This is a genomic window from Dyella sedimenti (assembly GCF_022760995.1).
Taxonomy (GTDB): Bacteria; Pseudomonadota; Gammaproteobacteria; order Xanthomonadales; family Rhodanobacteraceae; genus Dyella; species Dyella sedimenti.
In genome coordinates this window covers 61,480-84,509 of the sequence record NZ_JAKWJO010000004.1, presented here as the reverse complement: position 1 = coordinate 84,509, position 23,030 = coordinate 61,480, and the positions used below count along the sequence as shown (strand labels likewise).

The 23,030-nt window shown below is 68.0% G+C and carries 19 protein-coding genes and 1 tRNA gene; 13 read left to right on the top strand and 7 right to left on the bottom strand.

Going from position 1 to position 23,030, the window contains the following annotated elements:
* Window positions 1-70: 70 nt before the first annotated feature.
* Entirely contained in the window at window positions 71-931 is an 861-nt protein-coding gene (gene gluQRS / locus MJ605_RS10440) for a tRNA glutamyl-Q(34) synthetase GluQRS (protein ID WP_243041459.1), read from the bottom strand.
* A gap of 175 nt (window positions 932-1,106) precedes the next feature.
* Here gluQRS and htpX point away from each other — a divergent pair, with 175 nt between their 5' ends.
* The 5 genes from htpX to MJ605_RS10415 all read left to right on the top strand — a co-directional run bounded on the left by htpX (window position 1,107) and on the right by MJ605_RS10415 (window position 6,176).
* A complete protein-coding gene (htpX, locus tag MJ605_RS10435; RefSeq protein ID WP_243041458.1) occupies window positions 1,107-2,003 on the top strand; it encodes a protease HtpX in 897 nt (298 codons plus the stop codon).
* Window positions 2,004-2,113: 110 nt separating this feature from the next.
* Window positions 2,114-3,985 carry a molecular chaperone HtpG gene (gene htpG, locus MJ605_RS10430; RefSeq protein ID WP_243041457.1) on the top strand — a complete coding sequence of 624 codons (1,872 nt, stop codon included), beginning with the start codon at window positions 2,114-2,116 and terminating at the stop codon, window positions 3,983-3,985.
* 99 nt (window positions 3,986-4,084) lie between these two features.
* Window positions 4,085-4,987: an AEC family transporter gene (locus MJ605_RS10425; protein WP_243041456.1), complete on the top strand. Its 903-nt coding sequence runs from the start codon at window positions 4,085-4,087 to the stop codon at window positions 4,985-4,987.
* Window positions 4,988-5,100: 113 nt separating this feature from the next.
* Window positions 5,101-5,499, top strand: coding sequence for an RNA-binding S4 domain-containing protein (locus MJ605_RS10420; RefSeq protein WP_243041455.1), 399 nt, complete (start codon window positions 5,101-5,103; stop codon window positions 5,497-5,499).
* Window positions 5,500-5,597: 98 nt separating this feature from the next.
* Window positions 5,598-6,176, top strand: coding sequence for a response regulator (locus MJ605_RS10415; RefSeq protein WP_243041454.1), 579 nt, complete (start codon window positions 5,598-5,600; stop codon window positions 6,174-6,176).
* A gap of 80 nt (window positions 6,177-6,256) precedes the next feature.
* On the opposite strand, the gene MJ605_RS10410 is transcribed toward MJ605_RS10415, so the two are convergent.
* Window positions 6,257-7,720, bottom strand: coding sequence for a catalase (locus MJ605_RS10410; RefSeq protein WP_243041453.1), 1,464 nt, complete (start codon window positions 7,718-7,720; stop codon window positions 6,257-6,259).
* A gap of 271 nt (window positions 7,721-7,991) precedes the next feature.
* Between MJ605_RS10410 and MJ605_RS10405 the strand changes: the two genes are divergently transcribed.
* On the top strand, window positions 7,992-8,243 hold the full coding sequence (locus MJ605_RS10405) for a hypothetical protein (protein WP_243041452.1): 252 nt from the start codon (window positions 7,992-7,994) through the stop codon (window positions 8,241-8,243).
* 57 nt (window positions 8,244-8,300) lie between these two features.
* On the opposite strand, the gene mutS is transcribed toward MJ605_RS10405, so the two are convergent.
* Entirely contained in the window at window positions 8,301-10,874 is a 2,574-nt protein-coding gene (mutS, locus tag MJ605_RS10400; protein WP_243041451.1) for a DNA mismatch repair protein MutS, read from the bottom strand.
* 463 nt (window positions 10,875-11,337) lie between these two features.
* On the opposite strand from mutS, the gene MJ605_RS10395 reads away from it, so the two are divergent.
* From MJ605_RS10395 to MJ605_RS10365, 7 genes are all read left to right on the top strand, one after another.
* Window positions 11,338-11,655 (top strand): hypothetical protein, encoded by a 318-nt coding sequence (locus MJ605_RS10395; RefSeq protein WP_243041450.1) that lies wholly within the window; start codon window positions 11,338-11,340, stop codon window positions 11,653-11,655.
* A gap of 124 nt (window positions 11,656-11,779) precedes the next feature.
* A complete protein-coding gene (locus tag MJ605_RS10390) occupies window positions 11,780-12,286 on the top strand; it encodes a CinA family protein (protein WP_243041449.1) in 507 nt (168 codons plus the stop codon).
* Window positions 12,287-12,407: 121 nt separating this feature from the next.
* The gene (recA, locus tag MJ605_RS10385) at window positions 12,408-13,442 is read left to right on the top strand and encodes a recombinase RecA (RefSeq protein ID WP_243041448.1); all 1,035 of its coding nucleotides are present in this window, start codon (window positions 12,408-12,410) and stop codon (window positions 13,440-13,442) included.
* Between the two features lie 28 nt (window positions 13,443-13,470).
* On the top strand, window positions 13,471-13,974 hold the full coding sequence (locus MJ605_RS10380; protein WP_243041447.1) for a regulatory protein RecX: 504 nt from the start codon (window positions 13,471-13,473) through the stop codon (window positions 13,972-13,974).
* Window positions 13,975-14,057: 83 nt separating this feature from the next.
* On the top strand, window positions 14,058-16,694 hold the full coding sequence (gene alaS, locus MJ605_RS10375; protein ID WP_243041446.1) for an alanine--tRNA ligase: 2,637 nt from the start codon (window positions 14,058-14,060) through the stop codon (window positions 16,692-16,694).
* A gap of 263 nt (window positions 16,695-16,957) precedes the next feature.
* Window positions 16,958-17,164, top strand: a complete 207-nt coding sequence (gene csrA, locus MJ605_RS10370) for a carbon storage regulator CsrA (RefSeq protein ID WP_243041445.1) — start codon at window positions 16,958-16,960, stop codon at window positions 17,162-17,164.
* 74 nt (window positions 17,165-17,238) lie between these two features.
* Window positions 17,239-17,331: transfer RNA gene (locus MJ605_RS10365), tRNA-Ser, on the top strand.
* A gap of 439 nt (window positions 17,332-17,770) precedes the next feature.
* Here MJ605_RS10365 and lpxH read toward each other — a convergent pair.
* The 4 genes from lpxH to ppk1 all read right to left on the bottom strand — a co-directional run bounded on the left by lpxH (window position 17,771) and on the right by ppk1 (window position 23,006).
* Entirely contained in the window at window positions 17,771-18,499 is a 729-nt protein-coding gene (gene lpxH / locus MJ605_RS10360; RefSeq protein ID WP_243041444.1) for a UDP-2,3-diacylglucosamine diphosphatase, read from the bottom strand.
* 6 nt (window positions 18,500-18,505) lie between these two features.
* A complete protein-coding gene (locus MJ605_RS10355) occupies window positions 18,506-19,192 on the bottom strand; it encodes a peptidylprolyl isomerase (RefSeq protein ID WP_243041443.1) in 687 nt (228 codons plus the stop codon).
* Window positions 19,193-19,280: 88 nt separating this feature from the next.
* A complete protein-coding gene (locus tag MJ605_RS10350) occupies window positions 19,281-20,798 on the bottom strand; it encodes a Ppx/GppA phosphatase family protein (RefSeq protein WP_243041442.1) in 1,518 nt (505 codons plus the stop codon).
* A gap of 114 nt (window positions 20,799-20,912) precedes the next feature.
* A complete protein-coding gene (gene ppk1, locus MJ605_RS10345) occupies window positions 20,913-23,006 on the bottom strand; it encodes a polyphosphate kinase 1 (RefSeq protein ID WP_243041441.1) in 2,094 nt (697 codons plus the stop codon).
* Between the last annotated feature and the right edge of the window lie 24 nt (window positions 23,007-23,030).

Genomic DNA, 23,030 nt, shown 5'->3' with positions numbered 1-23,030 from the left:
ATGTCGTCGGAGGGCGCGCATTCCTGCCGGACTTGCACGACGGATCACGAAGGATGTTCTTTATAGCCGTTTATGCTGCGATTCGTTCGCTGCAGTGCGGCAAAAATGTCGGATCGAAATGCGCAAGCGCGTGGTCCAGCAGCTCGGCGGGGGTTCGCGCCCTGGCGTGGACCGGCAGTTCCAGGAAATCGAGCACCCGGCGCAGTGCGGGCAGCGGCTGGGTAGGGTCCACCGGATGCGCCTGCCCGGACTTGGACAGCTTACGGCCGCTGCCGTCCAGCGCCAGCGGCAGGTGCAGGTAGTCCGGCGTGGGCAGGCCCAGGCAGCGCTGCAGGTGGATCTGCCGTGCCGTGGAGTCCAGCAGGTCGTTGCCGCGCACCACCTGGGTGATGCCCTGGAAGGCGTCGTCCACCACGCAGGCGAGCTGGTAGGCGTAGAGGCCTTCCACCCGGCGGATCACGAAGTCGCCCGCGCTGGTGCGCAGGTTCTGTACCTGCGGTCCCTGCAGGGCGTCCTCGAAGCGGATCTCCTGGTCGGGCACGCGCAGCCGCCAGGCGGGCGGGCGCTGCGGGTTGGGCGGGGCCAGGCAGTGGCCGTCGAGGTGCAGGCCGCCGGCCAGGTCGTTGCGGCTGCACCAGCAGGGAAACGCCAGGCCGGCCGCCTTGAGCTGCTCGAAGGCGTCGTCGTAGGCCGCCAGCCGGCTGGACTGGAACAGCGCCGGCGCGTCCGCCGCCAGGCCGAAGGCCGGCAGCGCGGCGAGGATGCTCTCGGCCGAGCCCGGCATCTCGCGTGGCGGGTCGATGTTCTCCACCCGCACCAGCCATTGCCCGCCCGCATGGCGCGCGCACAGCCAGCTGCCCACCGCGGCCACCAGGGAACCGAAATGCAGATGGCCGGTCGGAGAAGGGGCGAAACGTCCGCGATAGGTCATCCCGTCATTGTACGGAGGACGCCGGCGTCCGCAGGCTGGCTGACGTTCCGATGAAGCATCGGCATGCGTCGGCGGCGTTCTCGTCGGGGTGGCCTTGAAACCGCAAGATTTCGCCACGATCCTTGGGGGACGGTGAGAGCCGTCCGTGTTCCTTCATGACTGCCAAGAGACAGCCATGCGCCGCATCGCATTGTTCCTGCTTACCAATATCGCCGTCCTGTTCCTGCTGAGCATCGTCTGCCACCTGTTCGGCGTCGACCAGTGGGCCGCCGCCCGTGGCTACGGCGGCATGCAGGGCCTGCTCGTCTACGCCGCCATCTTCGGCATGGGCGGCGCCTTCATCTCGCTGGCCATGTCCAAGTGGACCGCCAAGATGGCCACCGGCGCCCGCGTGATCGGGCAGCCGCAGAACGAGGCCGAGCGCTGGCTGGTGGAAACGGTGCGCCGCCACGCGCAGAACGCGGGCATCGGCATGCCCGAGGTGGCCATCTACGACGCGCCGGAAATGAACGCCTTCGCCACCGGCATGACCAGGAACAGCTCGCTGGTGGCGGTGAGCACCGGCCTGCTGCAGCAGATGGACCGCGAGCAGGTCGCCGCGGTGCTGGGCCACGAGATCGGCCACGTGGCCAACGGCGACATGGTTACGCTGACCCTGATCCAGGGCGTGGTGAACACCCTGGTGATCGTCGCGGCCCGCATCGTCGGCCGCCTGGTGGACAGTTGGCTGTCCGGCGGCCGCGACCGCGATGGCGGCGGCATCGGCTACTTCGCCTCGGTGATGGTGTTGCAGCTGGTGTTCGGCTTGTTCGCCTCGATGATCGTGATGGCCTTCTCGCGCTGGCGCGAGTTCCGCGCCGACGCGGCGGGCGCCCGGCTGGCCGGCCGCAGTGCGATGATCTCGGCTCTGCAGCGCCTGCAGGTGCAGCACGGCGAAAGCACATTGCCGCAGACCATCGCCGCGTTCGGCATCTCCGGCCACCTGGCCACGGGCTTCAAGCGCCTGTTCATGAGCCATCCGCCGCTGGAAGAGCGCATTGCCGCGCTGCGCAACGCCCCGGCCAACACCTGATTTTCTTCACCCGCCCTTTCCCCGGGGCGGGTAGCGTGGGGGCCGACTCGTCGGCCCCTTCGCTTGTGTCACCTTCCCATGTGCCCGATATCCGCAAGAGTCTTCCACGTATGACGAACGCCGCGTCCGAAACCCGCAAATTCGAAGCCGAAGTCGCCCAGGTACTGCACCTGGTCACGCATTCGCTGTACTCGCACAAGGAAATCTTCCTGCGCGAGCTGATCTCCAACGCGTCCGACGCCTGTGACAAGCTGCGTTTCGAGTCCATCGCCCATCCCGGCCTGGTGTCCGGCGACGGCGAGCTGCAGATCCACGTGAGCTGGGATCCCGAGGCGCGCACGCTCACCGTGCGCGACAACGGCATCGGCATGAGTCGCGACGAGGTGGTGGCCAACATCGGCACCATCGCCAACTCGGGCACGCGCCGTTTCCTGGAGGCGATGAGCAGCGAGCAGAAGGCCGACGCGCGTCTGATCGGCCAGTTCGGCGTGGGCTTCTATTCCGCCTTCGTGGTGGCCGACCGCGTCACCGTGCTCAGCCGCCGTGCCGACCTGCCGGCGGGCGAGGGCGTGCGGTGGGAAAGCGACGGCAAGGGCGAATACCACCTGGCCCAGGCCGAGCTGCCCGAGCGCGGCACCTCGGTGATCCTGCACCTGAAGGCCGACGAGGACGAGTTCCTCAAGGGCTGGGAGCTGCGCTCGCTGGTCCGCAAGTACTCCGACCACGTGGCCTTCCCGATCCGCTTGCCGGTGGAAAAGGACGGCAAGCCCACCGGTGAGTGGGAGACCGTCAACGATGCCTCGGCGCTGTGGACCAAGCCGCGCGGCGAGATCTCCGACGAGGACTACCAGAGCTTCTACAAGTCGCTCGGCCACGACTTCAACGATGCGCTGGCATGGACGCACAACCGCGTGGAGGGCAGCCAGAGCTTCACCACGCTGCTGTACCTCCCCGCGCAGCCGCCGTTCGACCTGATGATGGGTGGCCGCGACGAGCGCAAGGGCCTGAAGCTCTACATCAAGCGCGTTTTCATCATGGATGCGGCGGAAGAACTGCTGCCCAACTACCTGCGCTTCGTGCGTGGCGTGGTGGATGCGGATGACCTGCCGCTCAACGTCAGCCGCGAGATCCTGCAGCACAACCGCCAGCTCGAGCGCATCCGCGCCGCCTGCGTCAAGCGCGTGCTCGACCTCATCGAGAAGCTCGCGCGTGAGGAGCCGGAGAAGTTCGCCACCTTCTACAAGGCCTTCGGCAATACGCTCAAGGAAGGCATCGTGGAGGACGCGGCCAATCGCGAGCGCATCGCCAGGCTGCTGCGCTTCGCTTCCACCAAGGGCGAGGGCGCCGGCCAGACCGTGTCACTGGACGACTATATCGGCCGCATGGCGGTGGGCCAGGACACGATCTGGTACATCACCGCCGACAGCTATGCCGCGGCACTGGGCAGTCCGCAGCTGGAGATGTTCAAGGCCAAGGGCATCGAAGTGCTGCTGATGTTCGACCGCGTCGACGAATGGATGCTGGGCAGCTTCCACGAGTACGCCGGCAAGAAGCTCCGCAACGTGGCCAAGGGCGAGCTGCCGCTGGACGAGGCCGGCAAGAAGCAGCAGGAAGAGGCCAGCAAGGCCGCCGAGCCGCTGCTGAGGAAGCTCAAGGAACTGCTGGGCGACCGCGTGGGCGAAGTGCGGGTGTCCGCGCGCCTCACCGATTCGCCCTCGTGCCTGGCGCTGTCGGATTACGAGATGGCCCCGCACCTGGCGCGCCTGCTGCGCGAAGCCGGCCACGACATGCCCGAGAGCAAGCCCACGCTGGAGATCAACCCGCAGCATCCATTGCTCAGGCGCGTGGAAGGCGAGAGCGATCCGGCGAAGGCCGCCGATCTCGCCAACCTGCTGCTGGACCAGGCCGAGATCGCCGCCGGCGCGCAGTTGCCGGACCCGGCGGCGTTCGTGCAGCGGCTCAATCGCCTGATCGCGGGCTGATCGGGGGAAAGGCCGTCATTCCGGCGCTGTAGTTGGAGGCCTCTCGGGGCTTCCGAGGACGGCCGCTATACTGCGGCCGTTTCTTTGCCTGGGGCATCCATGAGCGCCTTGCTGCTGCTGTTCGTCTGCCTGTTGCTGGGCGCGCTGGTGGCGCGCTACGCCAGGCCGCCCGCTGGCATCGTGCACGGCATCAACTGGTGGGTGATCAATATCGCGCTGCCGGCGCTGGTGCTGGCGCTGGTGCCGAAGGTGAAGGTCGATGCGCAGCTATGGTTTCCCGTGGCGGCGATGTGGGCGGTGTTCTTCGGCGCCTGGGTGTTGTTTGCGCTGCTCGGCCGCGCGCTGGGCTGGTCGCGCGGGCGCATCGGTGCGCTGGTCCTGGTGTGCGGCCTGGGCAATACCTCGTTCATGGGCTATCCCATGATGCAGGCCCTGCACGGCAAGGAAGGGCTTGCGCTGGCGGTGGTGGCGGACCAGTTGGGCTGCTTTCCGCTGCTGTCCTCGGCCGGCGTGGCGGTGGCCGCGTGGTACGCGGGCAAGTCGCCCCAGCCGAAGGCGATCGTACGACGCATCCTGACCTTTCCTTCCTTTCTCGCGTTGGTGGTGGGCGGCATGGCGGGTGCGCTGGGCGGTTGGCCCTCCGCGCTGGATGGCGTGTTCATGCCCATCGGCGCCACCCTCACGCCGCTGGCACTGTTCTCCGTCGGCCTGCAGTTCAAGTTCCATCTTGGCGAGCGGCAGCTTGCCGCGCTGGTGGCTGGCCTCGGTTGGAAACTGGCGCTGGCGCCGTTGGCCGCCTGGCTGCTGGGCCGCGCCTTCGGTGTGCAGGGACTCACCCTGACTGTGGGCGTGTTGCAGGCGGCGATGGCGCCGATGATCTCGGCGGCGATCCTGGCCGATGAGCACAAGCTGGAGCCTTCGCTGGCCAATACCATCCTGGGCGCCGGCATCGTGCTGTCGCTCGCCACTGTGCCGCTGGGCAATCTCCTGCTGGTCGGTTGAGGGACATCCCCTGTAGGAGCGCACCCAGTGCGCGACCAGCGTTCCGCGCACTGCGGTCGCGCACTGGGTGCGCTCCTACAATGGCGATGGCGGGTTGGTGGACAATAGGGGGCATGTCATCCCCCTCTTCTTCCCAGCCGGCCGCCGTGCGTGCCGACGTGTGGCTCTGGGCCGCGCGCTTCTTCAAGACCCGCAGCCTGGCCAAGCAGGCCATCGACGGCGGCAAGGTCGATCTCAACGACGCCGGCTGCAAGCCATCCAAGATGGTGCGCATCGGCGACGTGCTGCGCATCGGCCGCGGCGAGGAACGGTTGGAGGTCGAGGTGCTCGGCCTGTCGGAACAGCGCGGCCCCGCCAGCGTGGCGCAGGCGCTCTACCGGGAGAGCGAGGCCAGCCTTGCCGCGCGCGAGGCGGCGAAGGCCCAGCGCAAGCTGGTAGGGGCGATGGCCCCGCCGGGACGCCCGGACAAGCAGGCGCGTCGGGAATTGCGACGGCTTAAGGATTCCATGTGAGTCGGCCATCGCAGAACGTATCGTCGTTCTGCGGGAGCATCTTGCATCTGGGAAAGCCGCAGGGAGCGGCCTTCCGCGTAGCGATGCGGGGATCGACGATGGTGAGCTTGGCATTCCTCAAGCGATGGTTCGGCGGCGTGGCGCAGGCCCGCGCGGCCCAGGTGGTGCGCAAGGCGGCGCATGGCGCGCGCGTGCTGGTCGTGGACGATTCGGCCACGATCCGCGCGGTGCTGGGGCGCATGCTCGAAGTGGATGGCTACCAGGTGATCCGGGCGGGCGATGGGGAAAGCGCGCTGGAACTCGCGCGAGCCGAGCCGCCGGCACTGATCTTCCTGGACATCGTGCTGCCGGGCATCAACGGCTTCGCGGTGCTGCGCTCGCTGCGCCACGATCCGGCCACGCGGCACATCCCGATCGTGATGATCAGCGGCAACCAGCAGGCCACCGAGCAGTTCTACGTGCAGCGCTTCGGCGCCGACGATTTCATCCGCAAGCCGTTCGGCCAGGCCGAGGTGGCGCGCAGCATCGACCGGCTGGTCCGGCTCGGTCGCCTGCCGATGCGCGAGGCGGCCAAGGTGGTCAGCCTGCCGGTGCCGGCGGAAACCATCCCGGCCATGCTGGCCAATGCCACTGCCGAGCCATCGGAAAACCGGGACGTGCCCGAACTGGCCGCGTGAGCGCATGCCGGCATTCCCTCGTGCCGGCATGAAGAAGGGCGGCCACCCGCAGGGGTGGCCGCCCTCGCTTTCATCCCGCATCAACCCGCAGCGCGCAGCGGTTCGATATTGAGGCCCAATGCCTTGGCCACGCCTTCGCCGTAGGCCGGATCGGCCTTGCTGAAGTGGCCGAGCTGGCGGCGGATGATTTCCTCCGGCACGCCCTGCATGGCCGCGGCGATATTGTCGAACAATTGCTGCTTCTGCCCGGCGTCCATCAGCCGGAACAGGGCGCCGGCCTGGCTGTAGTCGTCATTGCCTTCGCGGTGGTCGTAGCGGTCGGCCTCGCCGGAGATCCTGAGCGGCGGCTCCTTGGCCGACTTGTCCTCGAACGGCCCGTTGAAGGAGTTCGGCTCGTAGTTGACGCTGCCGCCGCCATTGCCGTCGAAGCGCATCTGGCCGTCGCGGTAGTAGTTGTGCACCGGGCAGCGCGGGCGATTGACTTCCAGCGATTCGTGGTTGGCGCCGAGGCGGTAACGCGCCGCGTCGGCATAGGAGAAGATACGGAACTGCAGCATCTTGTCCGGGCTGTGGCTGATGCCCGGCACCACGTTGGCGGGCGAGAAGCTGGCCTGCTCGACCTCGGCGAAATAGTTGTCCGGGTTCTTGTTGAGTTCCAGCACGCCCACCTCGATCAGCGGGTAATCCTTGTGCGGCCATACCTTGGTGAGATCGAACGGGTTGTACGGGGTCTTTTCGGCGTCCTGCTCCGGCATGATCTGCACGTACAGGGTCCACTTCGGGAAGTCCTTGCGCTCGATCGCCTCGTACAGGTCGCGCTGGTGCGATTCGCGGTCCTCGCCGATCACCTTGGCCGCCTCGGCATTGGTCCAGTTCTTGATGCCTTGCTGGGTCTTGAAGTGGAACTTCACCCAGTAGCGCTCGCCCTGGTCGTTCCAGAAGCTGTAGGTATGGCTGCCGAAGCCGTGCATGTGACGCAGGCTGGCGGGCAGGCCGCGGTCGCTCATCAGGGTAGTGACCTGGTGCAGCGACTCGGGCGAAAGCGACCAGAAATCCCACATCGCGGTGTTGCTGCGCATGTTGGTGCGCGGGTCGCGCTTCTGCGTGTGGATGAAGTCGGGGAACTTGTACGGGTCGCGCACGAAGAACACCGGGGTGTTGTTGCCGACCAGGTCCCAGTTGCCTTCGGCGGTGTAGAACTTGATGGCGAAGCCGCGCACGTCGCGCTCGGCATCCGCCGCGCCGCGCTCGCCGGCCACGGTGGAGAAGCGCAACAGCAGGGGCGTCTTGCTGCCCGGCTCGAACACCTTGGCGCGGGTGTACCGGGTGATGTCATGGGTGATGGTCAACGTGCCGAAGGCGGCCGAGCCCTTGGCGTGTACCACGCGCTCGGGAATGCGTTCGCGGTTGAAATGGGCGTGCTTCTCGAACAACTGGTGATCCTGCACCAGCAGCGGGCCACGGGGACCGGCGGTGAGGCTGTTCTGGTTGTCGGCTACTGGCGCGCCGGAGGCGGTGGTGAGGGTCTTGCGGTCGGTGCTCATGGCGTGCTCCTTGCGGGCGGGATTGGCTGGCGATGGCTGGCTTGCCTGGGACTATACGTAGACGCTTCCATAGGCGGAATTTCATTGTTTTGATGTAACTCATAGATGTGGTCTATGAATGTGTCGAGGGTCGGTGGAGAACCGGTAAAGCTTCGCTCTGCCCCCGGTGATGGGCTTGTGATGGAAAAGTGCAGGTTGACGCGGGCTTCACGCCGGCCAGACGCCCGCTTGTCGACGATGCCCAACCCATCCGCATAGGGAGAAATACCCCATGGCCGAGTCGATCGAGGAAGGCGCCCTGGTGTTCGTCGCCGATGGCGAGGATGGCATCGGCTCGGTGCGCCGCCTGTTGCCCGACGAGAATGCGCTGCTGGTCTACATCGAGAACGCGGGCGACTTTGTGATACCGGCCCGCGGCGTCCGCACGGTGCACTCGGGCAAGGTCGTGCTCGACCTGGACCACCTGCCACCTGAGGTGCTGGAGGCCATCGGCAACGCGCGGCGGTCTGAATACCCGCACTGACGCGATCCGGCCGGGGAAGAAGCGGAAGCCCCGTCAGTCGCGGGGCTTCGTCTTGCCTCAGGCCAATGCCTTGAGCCGGTAGAGGGCTTCCAGGGCCTCGCGCGGCGAGAGCGCATCCGGATCGATACCTTCCAGGGCGCGCTCCACGGCGGACGGCGCCGGGGCGAACAGCCCCAGTTGCGGCGACTCCACGGCCGGCGCCTTGCCCGGCGCGGCGGAGGCCTGCTGGTACATGCCTCGCTCCAGCTCGGCCAGGGTGCGCCGCGCGTCGGCGATCACCGGCTTCGGCAGGCCGGCCAGCGCCGCTACCTGCAGGCCGAAGCTGCGGTTGGCCGGGCCTTCCTTCACCGCGTGCATGAACACCAGCTGCTCGCCGTACTCCACCGCGTCCAGGTGCACGTTGGCAATGGACGGGTATTCGCTGGCCAGCTCGGTCAGCTCGAAGTAGTGGGTGGCGAACAGCGTGTACGAGCGGCTGCTGGCGGCCAGGTGCACGGCAGCGGCGCGCGCCAGCGCGAGGCCGTCGTAGGTGCTGGTGCCACGGCCCACCTCGTCCATCAGCACCAGGCTGTGCTCGGTGGCGTTGTGCAGGATGTTGGCCGTCTCGCTCATCTCCACCATGAAGGTGGACTGGCCGCGCGAGAGGTCGTCGCCCGCGCCGATGCGGGTGAAGATGCGGTCGATCGGCCCGATCGCCGCGCGCGCGGCCGGCACGTAGCTGCCGATATGCGCGAGCAGCACGATCAGCGCGTTCTGGCGCATGTAGGTGGATTTGCCGCCCATGTTCGGGCCGGTGATCACCAGCATGCGGCGATGGTCGTCCAGTACCAGGTCGTTGGGCTCGAACGGCTCGTCGCGCACCTTCTCCACCACCGGATGGCGGCCGCGCTCGATGGCGATGCCCGGCTCGTCGGTGAGTTCGGGCGCGCTCCAGTCCAGTGTGGACGCGCGCTCGGCCAGGGTGGCCAGCACGTCCAGCTCGGCCATGGCCGAGGCGGCGTGCTTGAGCGGCTCCAGCCGCTCGATCAGCGCATCGAGCAGCGCCTCGTACAGTGCGCGCTCGCGCATCAGCGAGCGCTCCTTGGCCGAGAGCACCTTGTCCTCGAAGGTCTTCAGTTCCTCAGTGATGTAGCGCTCGGCGTTCTTGGTGGTCTGGCGGCGCGTGTAGTGGGTGGGCGCCTTGTCGGCCTGGCCCTTGCTGATCTCGATGTAGTAGCCGTGCACGCGGTTGTAGCCGACTTTGAGCGTGGCGATGCCGCTGGCGGCCTTCTCGCGTTCCTCCAGCTCCACCAGGAACTGGTCGGCATGCGTGGCGAGCCGTCGCAGCTCGTCCAGCTCGGCGTCGTAGCCATCGGCGATCACGCCGCCGTCGCGCTGCAGCACCGGCGGCTGCGGCACCACCGCACGGGCGAGCAGGGCGGCGGTGTCGGCATGGTCGCCGATGCGTTCCACCAGCGAATGCAGCAGCGGGCTGTCCAACGGAGCGATCAGGGTTCGCAGCAGGGGCGCGGCCGCCAGGCCGTCGCGCAGCGTGGAGAGGTCGCGCGGGCGCGCCGAGCGCAGTGCCACGCGGGCCAGGATGCGCTCCAGGTCGCCGATGCCGCGCAACTGCTCGCGCAGCGCTTCGTACTGGCGGTTGTCGATCAGCGTGCCGATGGCCTGGTGGCGGCCGCGCAGCAGCTCGCGCGAGCGCAGCGGGCGGTTGAGCCAGCGGCGCAGCAGGCGAGCGCCCATCGGCGTCACCGATTCGTCGAGCACGCCGAGCAAGGTATGTTCGGTGCGGCCGCTGGGGTGCGTGTCCAGCTCCAGGTTGCGGCGCGTGGCCGCGTCGAGCGCGATGGTGTCGCCTGCGCTTTCGATCGCCATGCCAGACAAGTGCGGCAACGCGCTCTTCTGCGTTTCCTCCACGTAGCCGAGCAGGCAGCCGGCGGCGGCGATGGCCAGCGGCAGCTTGTCCACGCCGAAGCCGCCGAGGTCGCGCGTGCCGAAGAAGCGGTTGAGTTCGCGCCGCGCGGCGTCGCCGTCGAAGTGCCACGGCGGCCGCTTGCGCAGGCCGGGCAGGGAACTGACGAGCTTCGGCCAGGCCACGTCCTCGCCCACCAATGTCTCGGCCGGTTGCAGGCGTGCCAGCTCCGAGGCCAGCGCCTCCGCGCCGGGCACCTCGCTGAGCAGGAAGCGGCCGCTGGCCAGGTCCACCCAGGCCAGGCCGTAGGCGCCGTGCGCACCGGCGGCGATGGCCAGCAGCAGGTTGTCGCGGCGCTCTTCCAGCAGTGCCTCGTCGGTGATGGTGCCGGGAGTGACGATGCGCACCACCTTGCGCTCCATCGGCCCCTTGCCGTTGGGGTCGCCGATCTGCTCGCAGATCGCCACCGACTCGCCCAGCCGCACCAGCCTGGCCAGGTAGTTCTCCACCGCGTGATAAGGCACGCCCGCCATCGGGATCGGCTGCCCCGCCGACTGGCCGCGCTGGGTCAGCGTGATGTCCAGCAGCCGCGCCGCCTTGCGCGCGTCGTCGTAGAACAGCTCGTAGAAATCCCCCATGCGGAAGAACAGCAGCACGTCGGGGTGTTCGGCCTTGGCAGTCAGGTACTGCCGCATGAGGGGCGTGTGGTCGCTGCTGATTTCGGCCATGTAGGGATGTCGATTCGCGTTCAGAAGGAGCCAGGCCACGCGTGGTATCCGGTGGCGCTACGGCTGAGAGGCAGCGCTCCGGGGCCGTCGGCCGGGAGATTTTGCGTGGGCAGATGGTAGGCGAAAGCCGTTGCCGCAGCCATGGGCCGTGCGGCAAATGCAGCCGGCGTTGTGTCGAGAGATAGGTCGCCTGCGACACCGTCGCGCGTTTGCGGCGAGAGCATGATCGCGCGAACGGGGCGGTGAGGATTGTTCTTGCATCAAGCGCAGGCATTCACTGACAGAACCGGTGGCGTTGCATGCCTAGGCTGGATCTGTTTGTGCAGTAGGCCATGCCCGAGAGGTGTTTCGTTTCGCCATCCCGCTTCGCCACGCCGGGCACCCGACGTCCGTCCGCCGCCGCCATGCGTTGCCCGGAAACCGGCCTGCATCCCATCCCACCCGTTGGCCTCAAGGGGCGCTTATGTACGTGGAGCAATACATCGAAGACCAGTTCGCCCACGCCGGCCTGTCCGTCCAGTCGATCCGGTTGCTGCCGCGCATCGAGAAGTCCTTCGGGGATTTCCTGGCCGAGGTGTCCACCAACCTGGGCCTGTTCCGGGTGGAGAGGGAGCGCGGGCATTACTTCGTCGACGGCTACGACGAGGCGAGCGAACGGTTCGTGCGCGGCAGCGCGCGCTGGCCCGACTTCGTGTCCATCTATGCGCGGAACGCGTGGGAGCTGGGCGACCTGCTGGAGATCGTCCGGGCGCAGGGCGGCATGGTGTCGGACGGCCCATAGGCCGCGCCGGAGGTAGGCGCTATCCGCCGGGCAAGGCTGGCGGACCCTTGGCGCGGGCGCGAGGAACGGGTAGAACGGACGACTCATGCGGGTGCGGTGCCCGCCTGCCAGGCAGGAGTGTCCCTTGGAGTCGTCCTTTCCCACGGATGCGCAGTTGCGCGCACTGGCCGAGCAGGTGGCCGAAAGCGTACAGCGGCATCGGCTGATGCTGGTCACGGCCGAGTCGTGCACCGGCGGCTGGATCGCCAAGACGCTGACCGACCTGCCCGGCAGCTCGGCCTGGTTCGACGCCGGCGTGGTCACCTACAGCTACGAAGCCAAGCAGGCGCTGCTGGGCGTGAATCCGCATACGCTGCAGCGCACCGGCGCGGTCAGCGAGGAAACCGCGCTGGAGATGGTCTCCGGGGCGCTGGCCCGCTTCGGCGCTGGCGTGGCGGTGGCGGTCACCGGTATCGCCGGCCCCAGCGGCGGCACCCCGGACAAGCCGGTGGGCACGGTGTGGATCGGCTGGAAGCGGCGCGGCGGCTACGCCCACGCCCGCCTGTTCCACTTCGGCGGCGACCGCGAGGCGGTGCGGCGCCAGAGCGTGGCGGCGGCGCTCAGCGGCGTGCTCCAGACCCTGACCGATTGAGTCGGCAAATCTGTCCAGGCCCGCTTGACGGGTGTGGGATACTTGTCCATTCCCAGATCGCAGCCCGTGAGACCAGTCGCGGGCATCATGCCTCCATTCACTGCCACCCAGGATTCAAACGATGGATGACAACAAGCGCAAGGCGCTCACCTCGGCCCTCGGCCAGATCGAGAAGCAGTTCGGCAAGGGCGCCGTCATGCGCCTGGGTGATCGCACCGACGACGCCATCGACACCGTGTCCACCGGCTCGCTGGGCCTGGACATCGCACTGGGCGTCGGCGGCCTGCCGCGCGGCCGCGTCGTGGAAATCTACGGTCCGGAATCCTCGGGCAAGACCACGCTGACCCTGCAGGTCATCGCCAACTGCCAGAAGAACGGCGGCACCGCGGCCTTCGTCGATGCCGAGCATGCGCTGGACCCGACCTACGCCGCCAAGCTGGGCGTCAACGTGGACGACCTGCTGGTCTCGCAGCCGGACACCGGCGAGCAGGCGCTGGAAATCGCCGACATGCTGGTGCGCTCGGGCGCGGTGGACGTGGTGGTGGTCGACTCGGTGGCCGCGCTCACGCCCAAGGCCGAAATCGAGGGCGAGATGGGCGACTCCCACGTCGGTCTGCATGCCCGCCTGATGAGTCAGGCGCTGCGCAAGCTCACCGCCAACATCAAGAAGTCCAACTGCCTGGTGATCTTCATCAACCAGATCCGCATGAAGATCGGCGTGATGTTCGGCAACCCCGAGACCACCACCGGCGGCAACGCGCTGAAGTTCTACGCCTCGGTGCGCCTGGACATCCGCCGCATCGGCGCGGTAAAGAAGGGCGAGGAGGTCATCGGCTCGGAGACCCGCGTCAAGGTGGTCAAGAACAAGGTGGCGCCGCCGTTCCGCCAGGCCGAGTTCGAGATCCTGTACGGCGAGGGTTCCTCGCGCGAGGGCGAGATCATCGAGCTGGGCGTGGCGCAGAATCTGATCGACAAGTCCGGCGCCTGGTACAGCTACAAGGGCGACCGCATCGGCCAGGGCAAGGAGAACGTGCGCCAGTTCCTGCGCGACAACCCGGCCATCGCCAACGAGATCGATGGCGAGCTGCGCGCCCGCCTGCTCACCGCCGGCGGCAAGGGCACCCCGGTCTCCGAAGAGGCGATGGAAGAAATCTGAGGCCGCGCGGCCCCAGCCCGGTCGCATCATGAAACGCCGTTCCGACGCCGACGATGGCAAGAAGAAGGCCAGGCCCAGCGCCTACGACAAGGCGCTGGGCCTGCTGGCGCGCCGGGATCACTCCCGGCGCGAGCTGGGGCGCAAGCTCAGGCAGGGCGGCTACGAGGGCGGGGAGGCCGGCGAGGCGCTCGACCGGCTTGGCGAGCAGCACTACCAGGACGACGACCGTTTCGCCGAGATGCTGGTGCGCAGCCGGGTGTCCCAGGGCTACGGGCCCATGCGCCTGCGGGCCGAGCTGAAGAACCATGGGCTGTCCGATGCCCGCATCCGCGTCGTGCTGGACGCCGCCGGGGTGGACTGGGCGGCGGCCGCGGCCGCCCAGCTGCATCGCCGCTATGGCGCCGCGGGGGCCGCCGATCCCGCGGAAAAGGCCCGCCGGGCGCAATTTCTCTTGCGTCGCGGCTTTCCCGCCGCCACAGTACGGAATGTTACCCACGCCGACGTGGACGACGCAGCCGACGAAGATGCCTGACCTCCCCGGTTCACGGGGCGGGTAAGCGCCGTTCCGGCGGCGTTTCCCGGGCGTGACCTATCCGCCAGGTCTTCCCCAGCCGCATGAAAACCGCCGACATCCGCTCGACCTTCCTCGACTATTTCCGCTCCAAAGGGCACACCATCGTGCCGTCCAGTTCCCTGGTGCCGGCCAGCGACCCCACGCTGCTGTTCACCAACTCGGGCATGGTGCAGTTCAAGAATGTGTTCCTGGGCAGCGAGAAGCTGCCGTACACGCGCGCGGCCGACGTGCAGCGCTGCCTGCGCGCCGGCGGCAAGCACAATGACCTGGACTCGGTGGGCTACACCGCGCGCCACCACACCTTCTTCGAGATGCTGGGCAACTGGTCGTTCGGCGACTATTTCAAGCGCGACGCCATCACCTACGCGTGGGAGCTGCTGACCGGCGTCCTCAAGCTGCCCAGCGAAAAGCTGTGGGTCACCGTCTACCACACCGACGACGAGGCCTACGACATCTGGCACAAGGAAGTGGGCGTGCCGGCCGAGCGCATCGTGCGCATCGGCGACAACAAGGGCGCGCCGTTCGCTTCCGACAACTTCTGGCAGATGGCCGACACTGGCCCGTGCGGTCCGTGCACGGAGATCTTCTACGACCATGGCCCGGGGATCGCCGGCGGCCCGCCGGGCTCGCCCGACGAGGACGGCGACCGCTACATCGAGATCTGGAACCTGGTGTTCATGCAGTTCGACCGTGCGCCCGACGGCACGCTGTCGCCGCTGCCGGCACCATGCGTGGATACCGGCATGGGCCTGGAGCGCCTGGCCGCCGTATTGCAGCACGTGCATTCCAACTACGAGATCGACCTGTTCCAGCACCTGATTCGCGTCGCGGCCGAACTGACCGGCACCCAGGATCTCGCCAATAAGTCGCTGCGCGTGATCGCCGACCATATCCGCGCCTGCTCGTTCCTGATCGTGGATGGCGTGCTGCCCTCCAACGAGGGGCGCGGCTACGTGCTCCGCCGCATCATCCGCCGTGCCCTGCGGCATGGCTGGATGCTGGGCGTGCGCGGCGACTTCTTCTGGAAGATGGTGCAGCCGCTGGTGGAAGAGATGGGCCTGGCCTATCCCGAGCTGGCGCAGAAGCAGGGCTTCGTGGAAGAGGCGCTGCGCACCGAGGAACAGCGCTTCGGCGAAACGCTGGAGCACGGCATGCGCGTGTTCGACGAGGTGGCGGCCAAGTCGGGCCAGACCATTCCCGGCGCCGACGCCTTCCGCCTGTACGACACCTATGGCTTCCCGGTGGACCTCACCGCCGACATCGCGCGCGAGCGCGGCCTCACGGTGGACATGGACGGCTTCGAGCAGGCCATGAACGAGCAGCGCGAGCGCGCACGCGCCGCCAGCCGCTTCGAGGCCAAGGGCCAGATGCCGGCGGAGCTGGCCAGCCAGCTGCAGCCCACCGCGTTCCTCGGCTACGAGGCCTTGCGGAGCGAGCGCAGCAAGGTGGTCGGCATCGTCCGCGGCGGCAAGCAGTTCGATGAGCTGGGGCAGGGCGAGGAAGGCCTGGTCATCCTCGACCGCACGCCGTTCTACGCCGAGTCCGGCGGCCAGGTGGGCGATACCGGTACACTGTCCAATAGCGCGGGCCATTTCGATGTGAGCGACACGCTCAAGATGGGCGGTGTGTTCTTCGGCCATGCCGGCCGCTGGAACGGTGCGCAGCCGTTGCGCGTGGGCGACGCGGTCGATGCCGAGGTGAATGCCGCGCGTCGCCAGGCCATCGTGCTCAACCACTCGGCCACGCACCTGTTGCACGCCGCGCTGCGCAAGGTGCTGGGCGAGCACGTCACGCAGAAGGGCTCGCTGGTGGCTCCCGAGCGCCTGCGCTTCGACTTCTCGCACTTCAAGCCGCTCAGTGCGGACGAGCTGCGCGAGGTCGAGAACCTGGTCAACGCCGAGGTGCGCCGCAACGCGCCGGCCGAGGTGCGCCACATGGCCTACGACGACGCCATCGCGTTCGGCGCGATGGCGCTGTTCGGCGAGAAGTACGGCGACGAAGTGCGCGTGCTCAGGATGGGCGATTTCTCCACCGAGCTGTGCGGCGGCACCCACGTTGGCCGCACCGGCGACATCGGCCTGTTCAAGATCGTCAGCGAGGCCGGCGTGGCTTCTGGCGTGCGCCGCATCGAGGCGGTCACCGGCGCCGGCGCGCTGGCCTACGTCGCCGACGAAGAGCGGCGCCTGGGCGAGTTCTCGCAGTTGTTGTCCTCCAGCGGCGACGATGCGGTGGAGAAGCTGCGCCAGTTGTTCGACAAGCAGAAGAAGCTCGAACGCGAGCTGGAGTCGCTGCGCGCCAAGGCCGCGGGCTCGGCCACGGCCGACCTCGCTTCCACGGCGCAGGCGATCGACGGCATCAAGGTGGTGGCGGCCCGCCTGGAAGGCCTGGACGCCAAGGCCCTGCGCGACAGCATGGACCAGCTTAAGCAGCAACTGGTCGACTGCGTGATCCTGTTGGCGGGCGCCGCCGAGGGCCGCGTATCGCTGGTGGCCGGCGTGAACGGCAAGGCACTGGGCCGGATCAAGGCCGGTGACGTGGTGAGCCACGTGGCGGGCCAGATCGACGGCAAGGGCGGGGGTCGTCCCGACATGGCCCAGGGCGGCGGCGCCGACAGCGCTGAATTGCCAGGCATCCTGAACGGACTGACAGGTTGGATCGGCGAACGCCTGGCTTCGTAAGTGAGGTCAACCGATCAGACTCCGTTGCCGTTTACGCATTGCGCTGCCATCGGACGCTCGGCTAGTATCGACCCACTGCCGACACCGATGGTTGCGCCGGTGTCGCTCGACATGGCATCTACAGGGGGTGCCATGTCTGTGAACCGGGGAAGGCGGTAGGGCCTTCGGCGGTTGTTATCGTCGAACTGTCCAGACGGTGAAGCTCAGGGGTGAGGCATAACCGTCTGTTGGCCTATGACCATAGTATTCATGGAGTGGCAAACATGTTGATTCTGACCCGCCGGGTCGGTGAAACCTTGATGATCGGTGACGAGGTGACCGTCACCGTCCTGGGCGTAAAAGGCAACCAAGTGCGTATTGGCATCAATGCGCCCAAGGATGTTGCCGTGCATCGCGAAGAGATCTATCAGCGGATCAAGAACGAGCACGAGCCGGACGGCAGTGCCTCCGGCGACGCTGGCGAACACTGACAAGCAAGAAACGCTTTACCTCGAGCCCGCCGGTCAGTATCCTTGCCGGCTCCGCAGCGATGCGGACGAAATCCGGAGAGATGCCCGAGAGGCCGAAGGGGCTCCCCTGCTAAGGGAGTATAGGGTCAAAAGCCTTATCGAGGGTTCGAATCCCTCTCTCTCCGCCAGATACGCAAAACGCCCCGAGAGGGGCGTTTTGCGTATCTGGCGGAGAGAGAGGGTGGACGAACCCTCTGGGTTCGACAAATTCGCCTGGAGCGAATTTGGACAGCCGCAGGCTGGCCCTGGAGCGCGCAGCGCGGAAGGGTGAGGCCCATGGATGGGCCGAGCAATCCCACGCGTCACGTTGGCGCAAACCTTCCTGACAACGCCCCTCTCGGGGCGTTTTGCGTATCTGGCGGAGAGAGAGGGTGGACGAACCCTCTGGGTTCGACAAATTCGCCTGGAGCGAATTTGGACAGCCGCAGGCTGGCCCTGGAGCGCGCAGCGCGGAAGGGTGAGGCCCATGGATGGGCCGAGCAATCCCACGCGTCACGCTGGCGCAAATCTTCCTGACGAAGCCCTTGGGCATTCGTGTTAGGGCAATTCCACCGAAACTATCAACGCTTACGACAACGCCAACCCGCGCAACTCGACACCCTCGGGCGTTACCCGCAGCACCGAACCCTGCTCGTACCAGTCGCCCAGCACGATGCGCTCGGCCAGTTGGCCGTTCAGTTCGAAACGATGGATGGCGGGACGGTGGGTATGCCCATGGATCAACCGCGTGACGCCCGCCTGGCGCATGGCGTCCGCCACGGCGCCGGCGTTGACGTCCATGATCGACTCCATGGCGCTGCCGGTGTGCGCCCGGCTGTCCTCGCGCGCCTTGGCGGCAAGGGCACGCCGGGCCGGCAGCGGCATGGACAGGACCTGGGCCTTCCATTCGGGGGTGCGCACTTGCCGGCGCACGGCCTGGTAGGCGAGGTCGTCGGTGCACAGCACGTCGCCGTGCATCAGCAGGGTAGGGCGGCCGTACAGTTCGTGCACGGTGCCGTCGTCCAGCAGGGTGAGGCCCGCGTGCCGCGCGAAGTCCTCGCCCAGCAGGAAGTCGCGGTTGCCGACCATGAAGTACACCGGCACGCCGCCCTCGCGCAGCGCACGGGTGGCGTCGGCGATGCGAGCGGGCAGCTCGGCGTCGTCGTCGTCGCCGATCCAGGCCTCGACCAGGTCGCCGAGGATGTAGAGCGCATCGGCGCCGCGGGCTTCCCCGCCGGCGAGGAAATCCTCGAACAAACGGGTGATGCGCGGGCGGCTGTCGTCCAGGTGCAGGTCAGCGATGAACAGCGTGGCCATCGAGGCTCAGCCCTTGCCTTTGCCCTTGGCGGCGGGCTTCTCGCTCTTGGCCGGCTTTTCCTCGGAGGCGGCGGCCGGCTGCTCGGGGCTTTCCTCGCCGACCACGCTGGCGCTGTCGATCACCACCAGCGGATTGGGCACGTCGCCGGCGAACGGGCCGAGGCCGCGCGTGGGCAGGGCGGCGATCTTGTCCACCACGTCCATGCCCTTCACCACCTTGCCGAATACCGCATAGCCCCAGGTGAGGCCGCTCTGGTTGCCCACGAAGTCGAGGCGGCGGTTGTCCACCAGGTTGAAGAAGAACTGCGCCGTGCCTGAGTTGGGGTCGGCGCCGCGTGCTACCGCGACGGTGCCGCGCACGTTGGAGAGGCCATTGTCCGCCTCGCTGGGAATGGCCGAATGGGTGCGTTTGGCCTGCAGGTCGCGCGTGTAGAGGCCGCCCTGCACCAGGTAGCCCTGGATGGCGCGGTGGAACACAGTGCCGCTGTAGAAGCCCTCGCGCGCGTACTGCAAGAAGTTGGCGACGCTCTTGGGCGCCTTGTCGGGAAACAGCTCGAGGGTGATGTCGCCTTGCGAGGTATGCAGCACCACTTGCGGATGCGCCTCGGCGGCAGGGGCGGCCGGCTTGGCGGTCTGCGCGGCGAGCGCGAACGGCGAGATCAGCAGGAGCGCGGCAAGCAGGAATCGGGACATGGCGAGTCGGGCGGTGTGTGGCATCGGGGCATCATACGCGGCGGGCGCCGCGCTGTGGCCAGGCGGCCGGGATTCGATCACGGCGCGGTCAGGAGGGATGGACTTCCAACTGCAGGCCCAGTTCGTTCATCGGCGCCTGCTCCTGTTCGAGGTCGGCTTCGCTGAGCGGGTGCTGGTCCAGCCAGGCGGCGGGCAGCGTCAGGCGCAGGCGGTGGCTGGTGGCGGCCAACTGCATCGGCGGCAGCGACTCGGCCCGGCGCGCCCGGCGGAACAGCACGGCCAGGCGCAGCAGGGCGGTGATGTAGCGGGCCAACTGGCGGTAGCGCTGCGGCAGGGACGAGAAAATGGCCTTGTCGGGTTTGCGCCGGTGGGCTTCCACGATGGCGGCCAGCAGTTGCTGCTCCTGCCGCGAGAAACCGGCCAGGTCGGCGTGGCGCAGGATGTAGGCGCCATGGTGATGGTGCTGGCTGTGCGCGATGGCCAGGCCGATCTCGTGCACGCGTGCCGCCCAGGACAGCCATTCGCGCGCCTCGGCGTCGAGCTTCCAGGGGCGGGCGACTTGGTCGAACAGGATCAGCGCGGTCGACTCCACGCGGCGTGCCTGGGCGCGGTCCACGCCATAGCGGTTGGCCAGCGCGTCGATGCTGGCGGTGCGCGGGTCGGTGCCGCCGGCACGGCCGATCAGGTCCCACAGCAGGCCTTCGCGCATCGAGCTCTGGCACACGCGCAGGCGCTCGATGCCCAGCGCCTCGAAGGCGGCCTCGAAGATCGCCACGCCGCCGGCGATCACCGGCGCGCGGTCCTCGGCCAGCCCGGGCAGCTTCAGCGAGTCGATCTGGCCCTGCGCCAGCAGCGCGTCGCGCAGCGAGGCCAGCGAGGCGGGCGTGATGCCGTCGTCGGAAAGCTTCATCGCCTGCACCACCGAGCCGATGGCCTTGGCGGTGCCGGAGGAACCGTAGGCCTCGACCCAGCCGGACTCGCGGTAATCCTCGGCGAACTGCTGCAGCAGCACGCCGATCTCGTTGTTGGCGCGCTGCCAGCGCTTGCGGTTGAGCTTGCCGCCGGGAAAGAAGCGCATGGTGGAGGCGATGCAGCCGGCCTGTATGCTCTCGGTGTGCATCGGGGCGAAGCCGCGGCCGATGATGAACTCGGTGCTGCCGCCGCCCACGTCGATCACCAGCCGGCTTTCGCGCGAGGCGGGCAGGTCGTGCGAGGCGCCCAGGAAGATCAGGCGGCCTTCCTCGCGGCCGGAGACGATTTCCACCGGATGCCCCAGCGACGCCTCCGCGGCGGTGAGGAAGGCCTGCGGCGAGGCCAGCCGGCGCACCGTGTTGGTGGCCACGGCGCGCACGCGGATCGAGGGCACCCCGGCGATGCGCTGGCCGAAGCGGGCCAGGCAGTTCAGTGCGCGGGCGCGGTGCTCGGCATCCAGCGTGCCGTCGGCGCGCAGGCCGGCGGCCATGCGCACGGTTTCGCGCAGGCGGTCGATCACGCGCGGTTCGCCGTGTTCCACCCGCGCCACCACCATGTGGTAGCTGTTGGAGCCCATGTCCACGGCGGCGATCAGTTCGCCGTCCTTGATCGGGGTGGGATCGCCTTGGCTCATGCGGGGCTCGTATGGGGCTGCAAGATGTGGATTCTCGCATGCGAGGAGCGCGAAGGGAGATGGGCGATGGGTAGCGGGGGCGCAAGCCCGAGCGGTCATCGCAGCGCGCCTTCCTTACCTCACCAGCTTCGCCAGCAGCCACTGCTGCGCGCTGTGCGGCGGCCGGTCGCCCGGTTCGGTGCGCGTGTAGTGGCCTTTGCCGTCGAGCAGCCAGGCATCGGTGTTGTCGGCCAGGTAATTGGCCAGCGTCTCGTCGTAGACGCGCTGGGCCAGCGCGGCATCGAGAATGGGGAAGGCCACCTCGATTCGGCGCATCAGGTTGCGTTCCATCCAGTCGGCGCTGGCGCAGAAGAGTTCCGGCGCGCCGTCGTTGGCGAACCAGTAGACGCGACTGTGCTCCAGGAAGCGCCCCACGATGGAACGCACGCGGATGCGTTCGGATACGCCCGGCAGGCCGGGACGCAGGGTGCAGGCGCCGCGCACGATCAGGTCGATCTCCACGCCCGCCTGCGAGGCGCGGTACAGCGCCTGGATCACGTGCGCCTCGTTGAGCGCGTTGAGCTTGGCCACGATGCGCGCGGGCTTGCCGGCCTCGGCATGGGCGGTCTCGCGCTCGATCCTGTCCAGCACGCCGCGGTAGAGCGTGAACGGCGAGTGCAGCAGGTATTGCAGCTCGATCACCGGTCCCAGCCCGGACAACTGCTGGAACACCTTGTGCAGGTCCTCGCCGATGCCGGGGTGGGCGGTCATCAGGCCGATGTCGGTGTAGGTGCGGCTGTTGGCCTGGTGGTAATTGCCGGTGGACAGGTGCACATAGCGTCGCAGCGCGTCGTCTTCGCGCCGCACGATCAGCAGCATCTTGGCGTGCGTCTTGTAGCCCACCACGCCATACACCACCTGCACGCCGGCCTCCTGCAGGCGCGTGGCCAGGCGGATGTTGGCCTCCTCGTCGAAGCGGGCGCGCAGCTCGATCACCACGGTGACGTCCTTGCCGTTGCGCGCGGCCTCCACCAGCAGGTCCACCAGCGGGGTGTCGGCGCCGGCGCGGTACAGCGTCTGCTTGATCGCCAGCACCGCCGGATCCTGCGCGGCCTGGCGCAGCAGGTCGACCACGGCGGTGAAGGATTCGTAGGGATGGTGCAGCAGCACGTCGCGCTGGCGCAGCACCTCGAACTTGCAGCGGGCGTCCTTGAAGATGGCCGGCAGCTGGGGGATGAAGCGGGGAAACTTCAGCTCCGGGCGGTCGAGGCTGTCGTAGATGGTGCCGGCGCGGATGATGTTGACCGGGCCGTCGCAGCGATAGACGTCCGTTTCCTCCAGCTCGAAATTGGCCACCAGCATCTGCGCGATGGCCTTGGGGCAGTCGTTGCCGACTTCCAGCCGCACCGGGCGCGCGTAGCCGCGTCCCAGCAGTTCCTCGCTGAGCGCGCGGGCCAGGTTCTCGACCTCCGCCTCTTCCACCATCAGCTCGCTGTTGCGGGTGACGCGGAACTGGTAGGCGCCGGCCACCTTGAAGCCGGGGAACATCAGATCGACGAAGCCCTGCAGCAGCTCGGCCAGGAAGATGTAGTGCACGCCCTCGCCGCAGACCTCGTCGGGCAGCCGGATGATGCGCGGCAGCGAGCGCGGCGCGCGCACCAGCGCCATGTGGCCCTCGCGGCCGAAGGCGTCGCGCCCCTTCAGCACCACCGCGATGTTCAGCGTCTTGTTGAGGATGCGCGGGAAGGGATGCGCGGGGTCCAGTCCCAGCGGCGACAGTACCGGCATCACCTCGTTCTCGAAGTAGCCCTGCAGCCAGCGCCGTTGCCGGTCGGTCCAGTGCCCACGGGTGAGGAAATGGATGCCTTCGGCGTCCAGCGCAGGCCGCAGTTCGGCCTGCCAGGTCTGGTACTGCTCGGTCACCAGGTCCAGCACGCGCTTGCGGATGCGCTTGAGCAGCTCGCCGGAGGACAGCCCGTCGGGCCCGGGGGCGGCGGAGCCGAACATGTGGTGATGCTTGAGCATGGCTACGCGCACCTCGAAGAACTCGTCGAGGTTGTTGGCCACGATGCTCAGGTAGCGCAGCCGTTCCAGCAGGGGGATGCGCGTATCCCGTGCCTGCGCCAGCACGCGGAAGTTGAATTCGAGCGCGGCCAGCTCGCGGCTGAAGTAGAGCTCGGGAGCGGCACGGTCGGCGATGGGCGAAGGGGTGGCGGGTTTGCGGCGCATCCCGCCATTCTGTCCCATGCGGCG

Coding starts and splice junctions, on each gene's coding strand:
- gluQRS (WP_243041459.1), bottom strand. CDS start 931: ATGACCTATCGCGGACGTTTCGCCCCTTCTCCGACCGGCCATCTGCAT.
- htpX (WP_243041458.1), top strand. CDS start 1,107: ATGCGCCGCATCGCATTGTTCCTGCTTACCAATATCGCCGTCCTGTTC.
- htpG (WP_243041457.1), top strand. CDS start 2,114: ATGACGAACGCCGCGTCCGAAACCCGCAAATTCGAAGCCGAAGTCGCC.
- MJ605_RS10425 (WP_243041456.1), top strand. CDS start 4,085: ATGAGCGCCTTGCTGCTGCTGTTCGTCTGCCTGTTGCTGGGCGCGCTG.
- MJ605_RS10420 (WP_243041455.1), top strand. CDS start 5,101: ATGTCATCCCCCTCTTCTTCCCAGCCGGCCGCCGTGCGTGCCGACGTG.
- MJ605_RS10415 (WP_243041454.1), top strand. CDS start 5,598: ATGGTGAGCTTGGCATTCCTCAAGCGATGGTTCGGCGGCGTGGCGCAG.
- MJ605_RS10410 (WP_243041453.1), bottom strand. CDS start 7,720: ATGAGCACCGACCGCAAGACCCTCACCACCGCCTCCGGCGCGCCAGTA.
- MJ605_RS10405 (WP_243041452.1), top strand. CDS start 7,992: ATGGCCGAGTCGATCGAGGAAGGCGCCCTGGTGTTCGTCGCCGATGGC.
- mutS (WP_243041451.1), bottom strand. CDS start 10,874: ATGGCCGAAATCAGCAGCGACCACACGCCCCTCATGCGGCAGTACCTG.
- MJ605_RS10395 (WP_243041450.1), top strand. CDS start 11,338: ATGTACGTGGAGCAATACATCGAAGACCAGTTCGCCCACGCCGGCCTG.
- recA (WP_243041448.1), top strand. CDS start 12,408: ATGGATGACAACAAGCGCAAGGCGCTCACCTCGGCCCTCGGCCAGATC.
- MJ605_RS10380 (WP_243041447.1), top strand. CDS start 13,471: ATGAAACGCCGTTCCGACGCCGACGATGGCAAGAAGAAGGCCAGGCCC.
- alaS (WP_243041446.1), top strand. CDS start 14,058: ATGAAAACCGCCGACATCCGCTCGACCTTCCTCGACTATTTCCGCTCC.
- csrA (WP_243041445.1), top strand. CDS start 16,958: ATGTTGATTCTGACCCGCCGGGTCGGTGAAACCTTGATGATCGGTGAC.
- lpxH (WP_243041444.1), bottom strand. CDS start 18,499: ATGGCCACGCTGTTCATCGCTGACCTGCACCTGGACGACAGCCGCCCG.
- MJ605_RS10355 (WP_243041443.1), bottom strand. CDS start 19,192: ATGTCCCGATTCCTGCTTGCCGCGCTCCTGCTGATCTCGCCGTTCGCG.
- MJ605_RS10350 (WP_243041442.1), bottom strand. CDS start 20,798: ATGAGCCAAGGCGATCCCACCCCGATCAAGGACGGCGAACTGATCGCC.
- ppk1 (WP_243041441.1), bottom strand. CDS start 23,006: ATGCGCCGCAAACCCGCCACCCCTTCGCCCATCGCCGACCGTGCCGCT.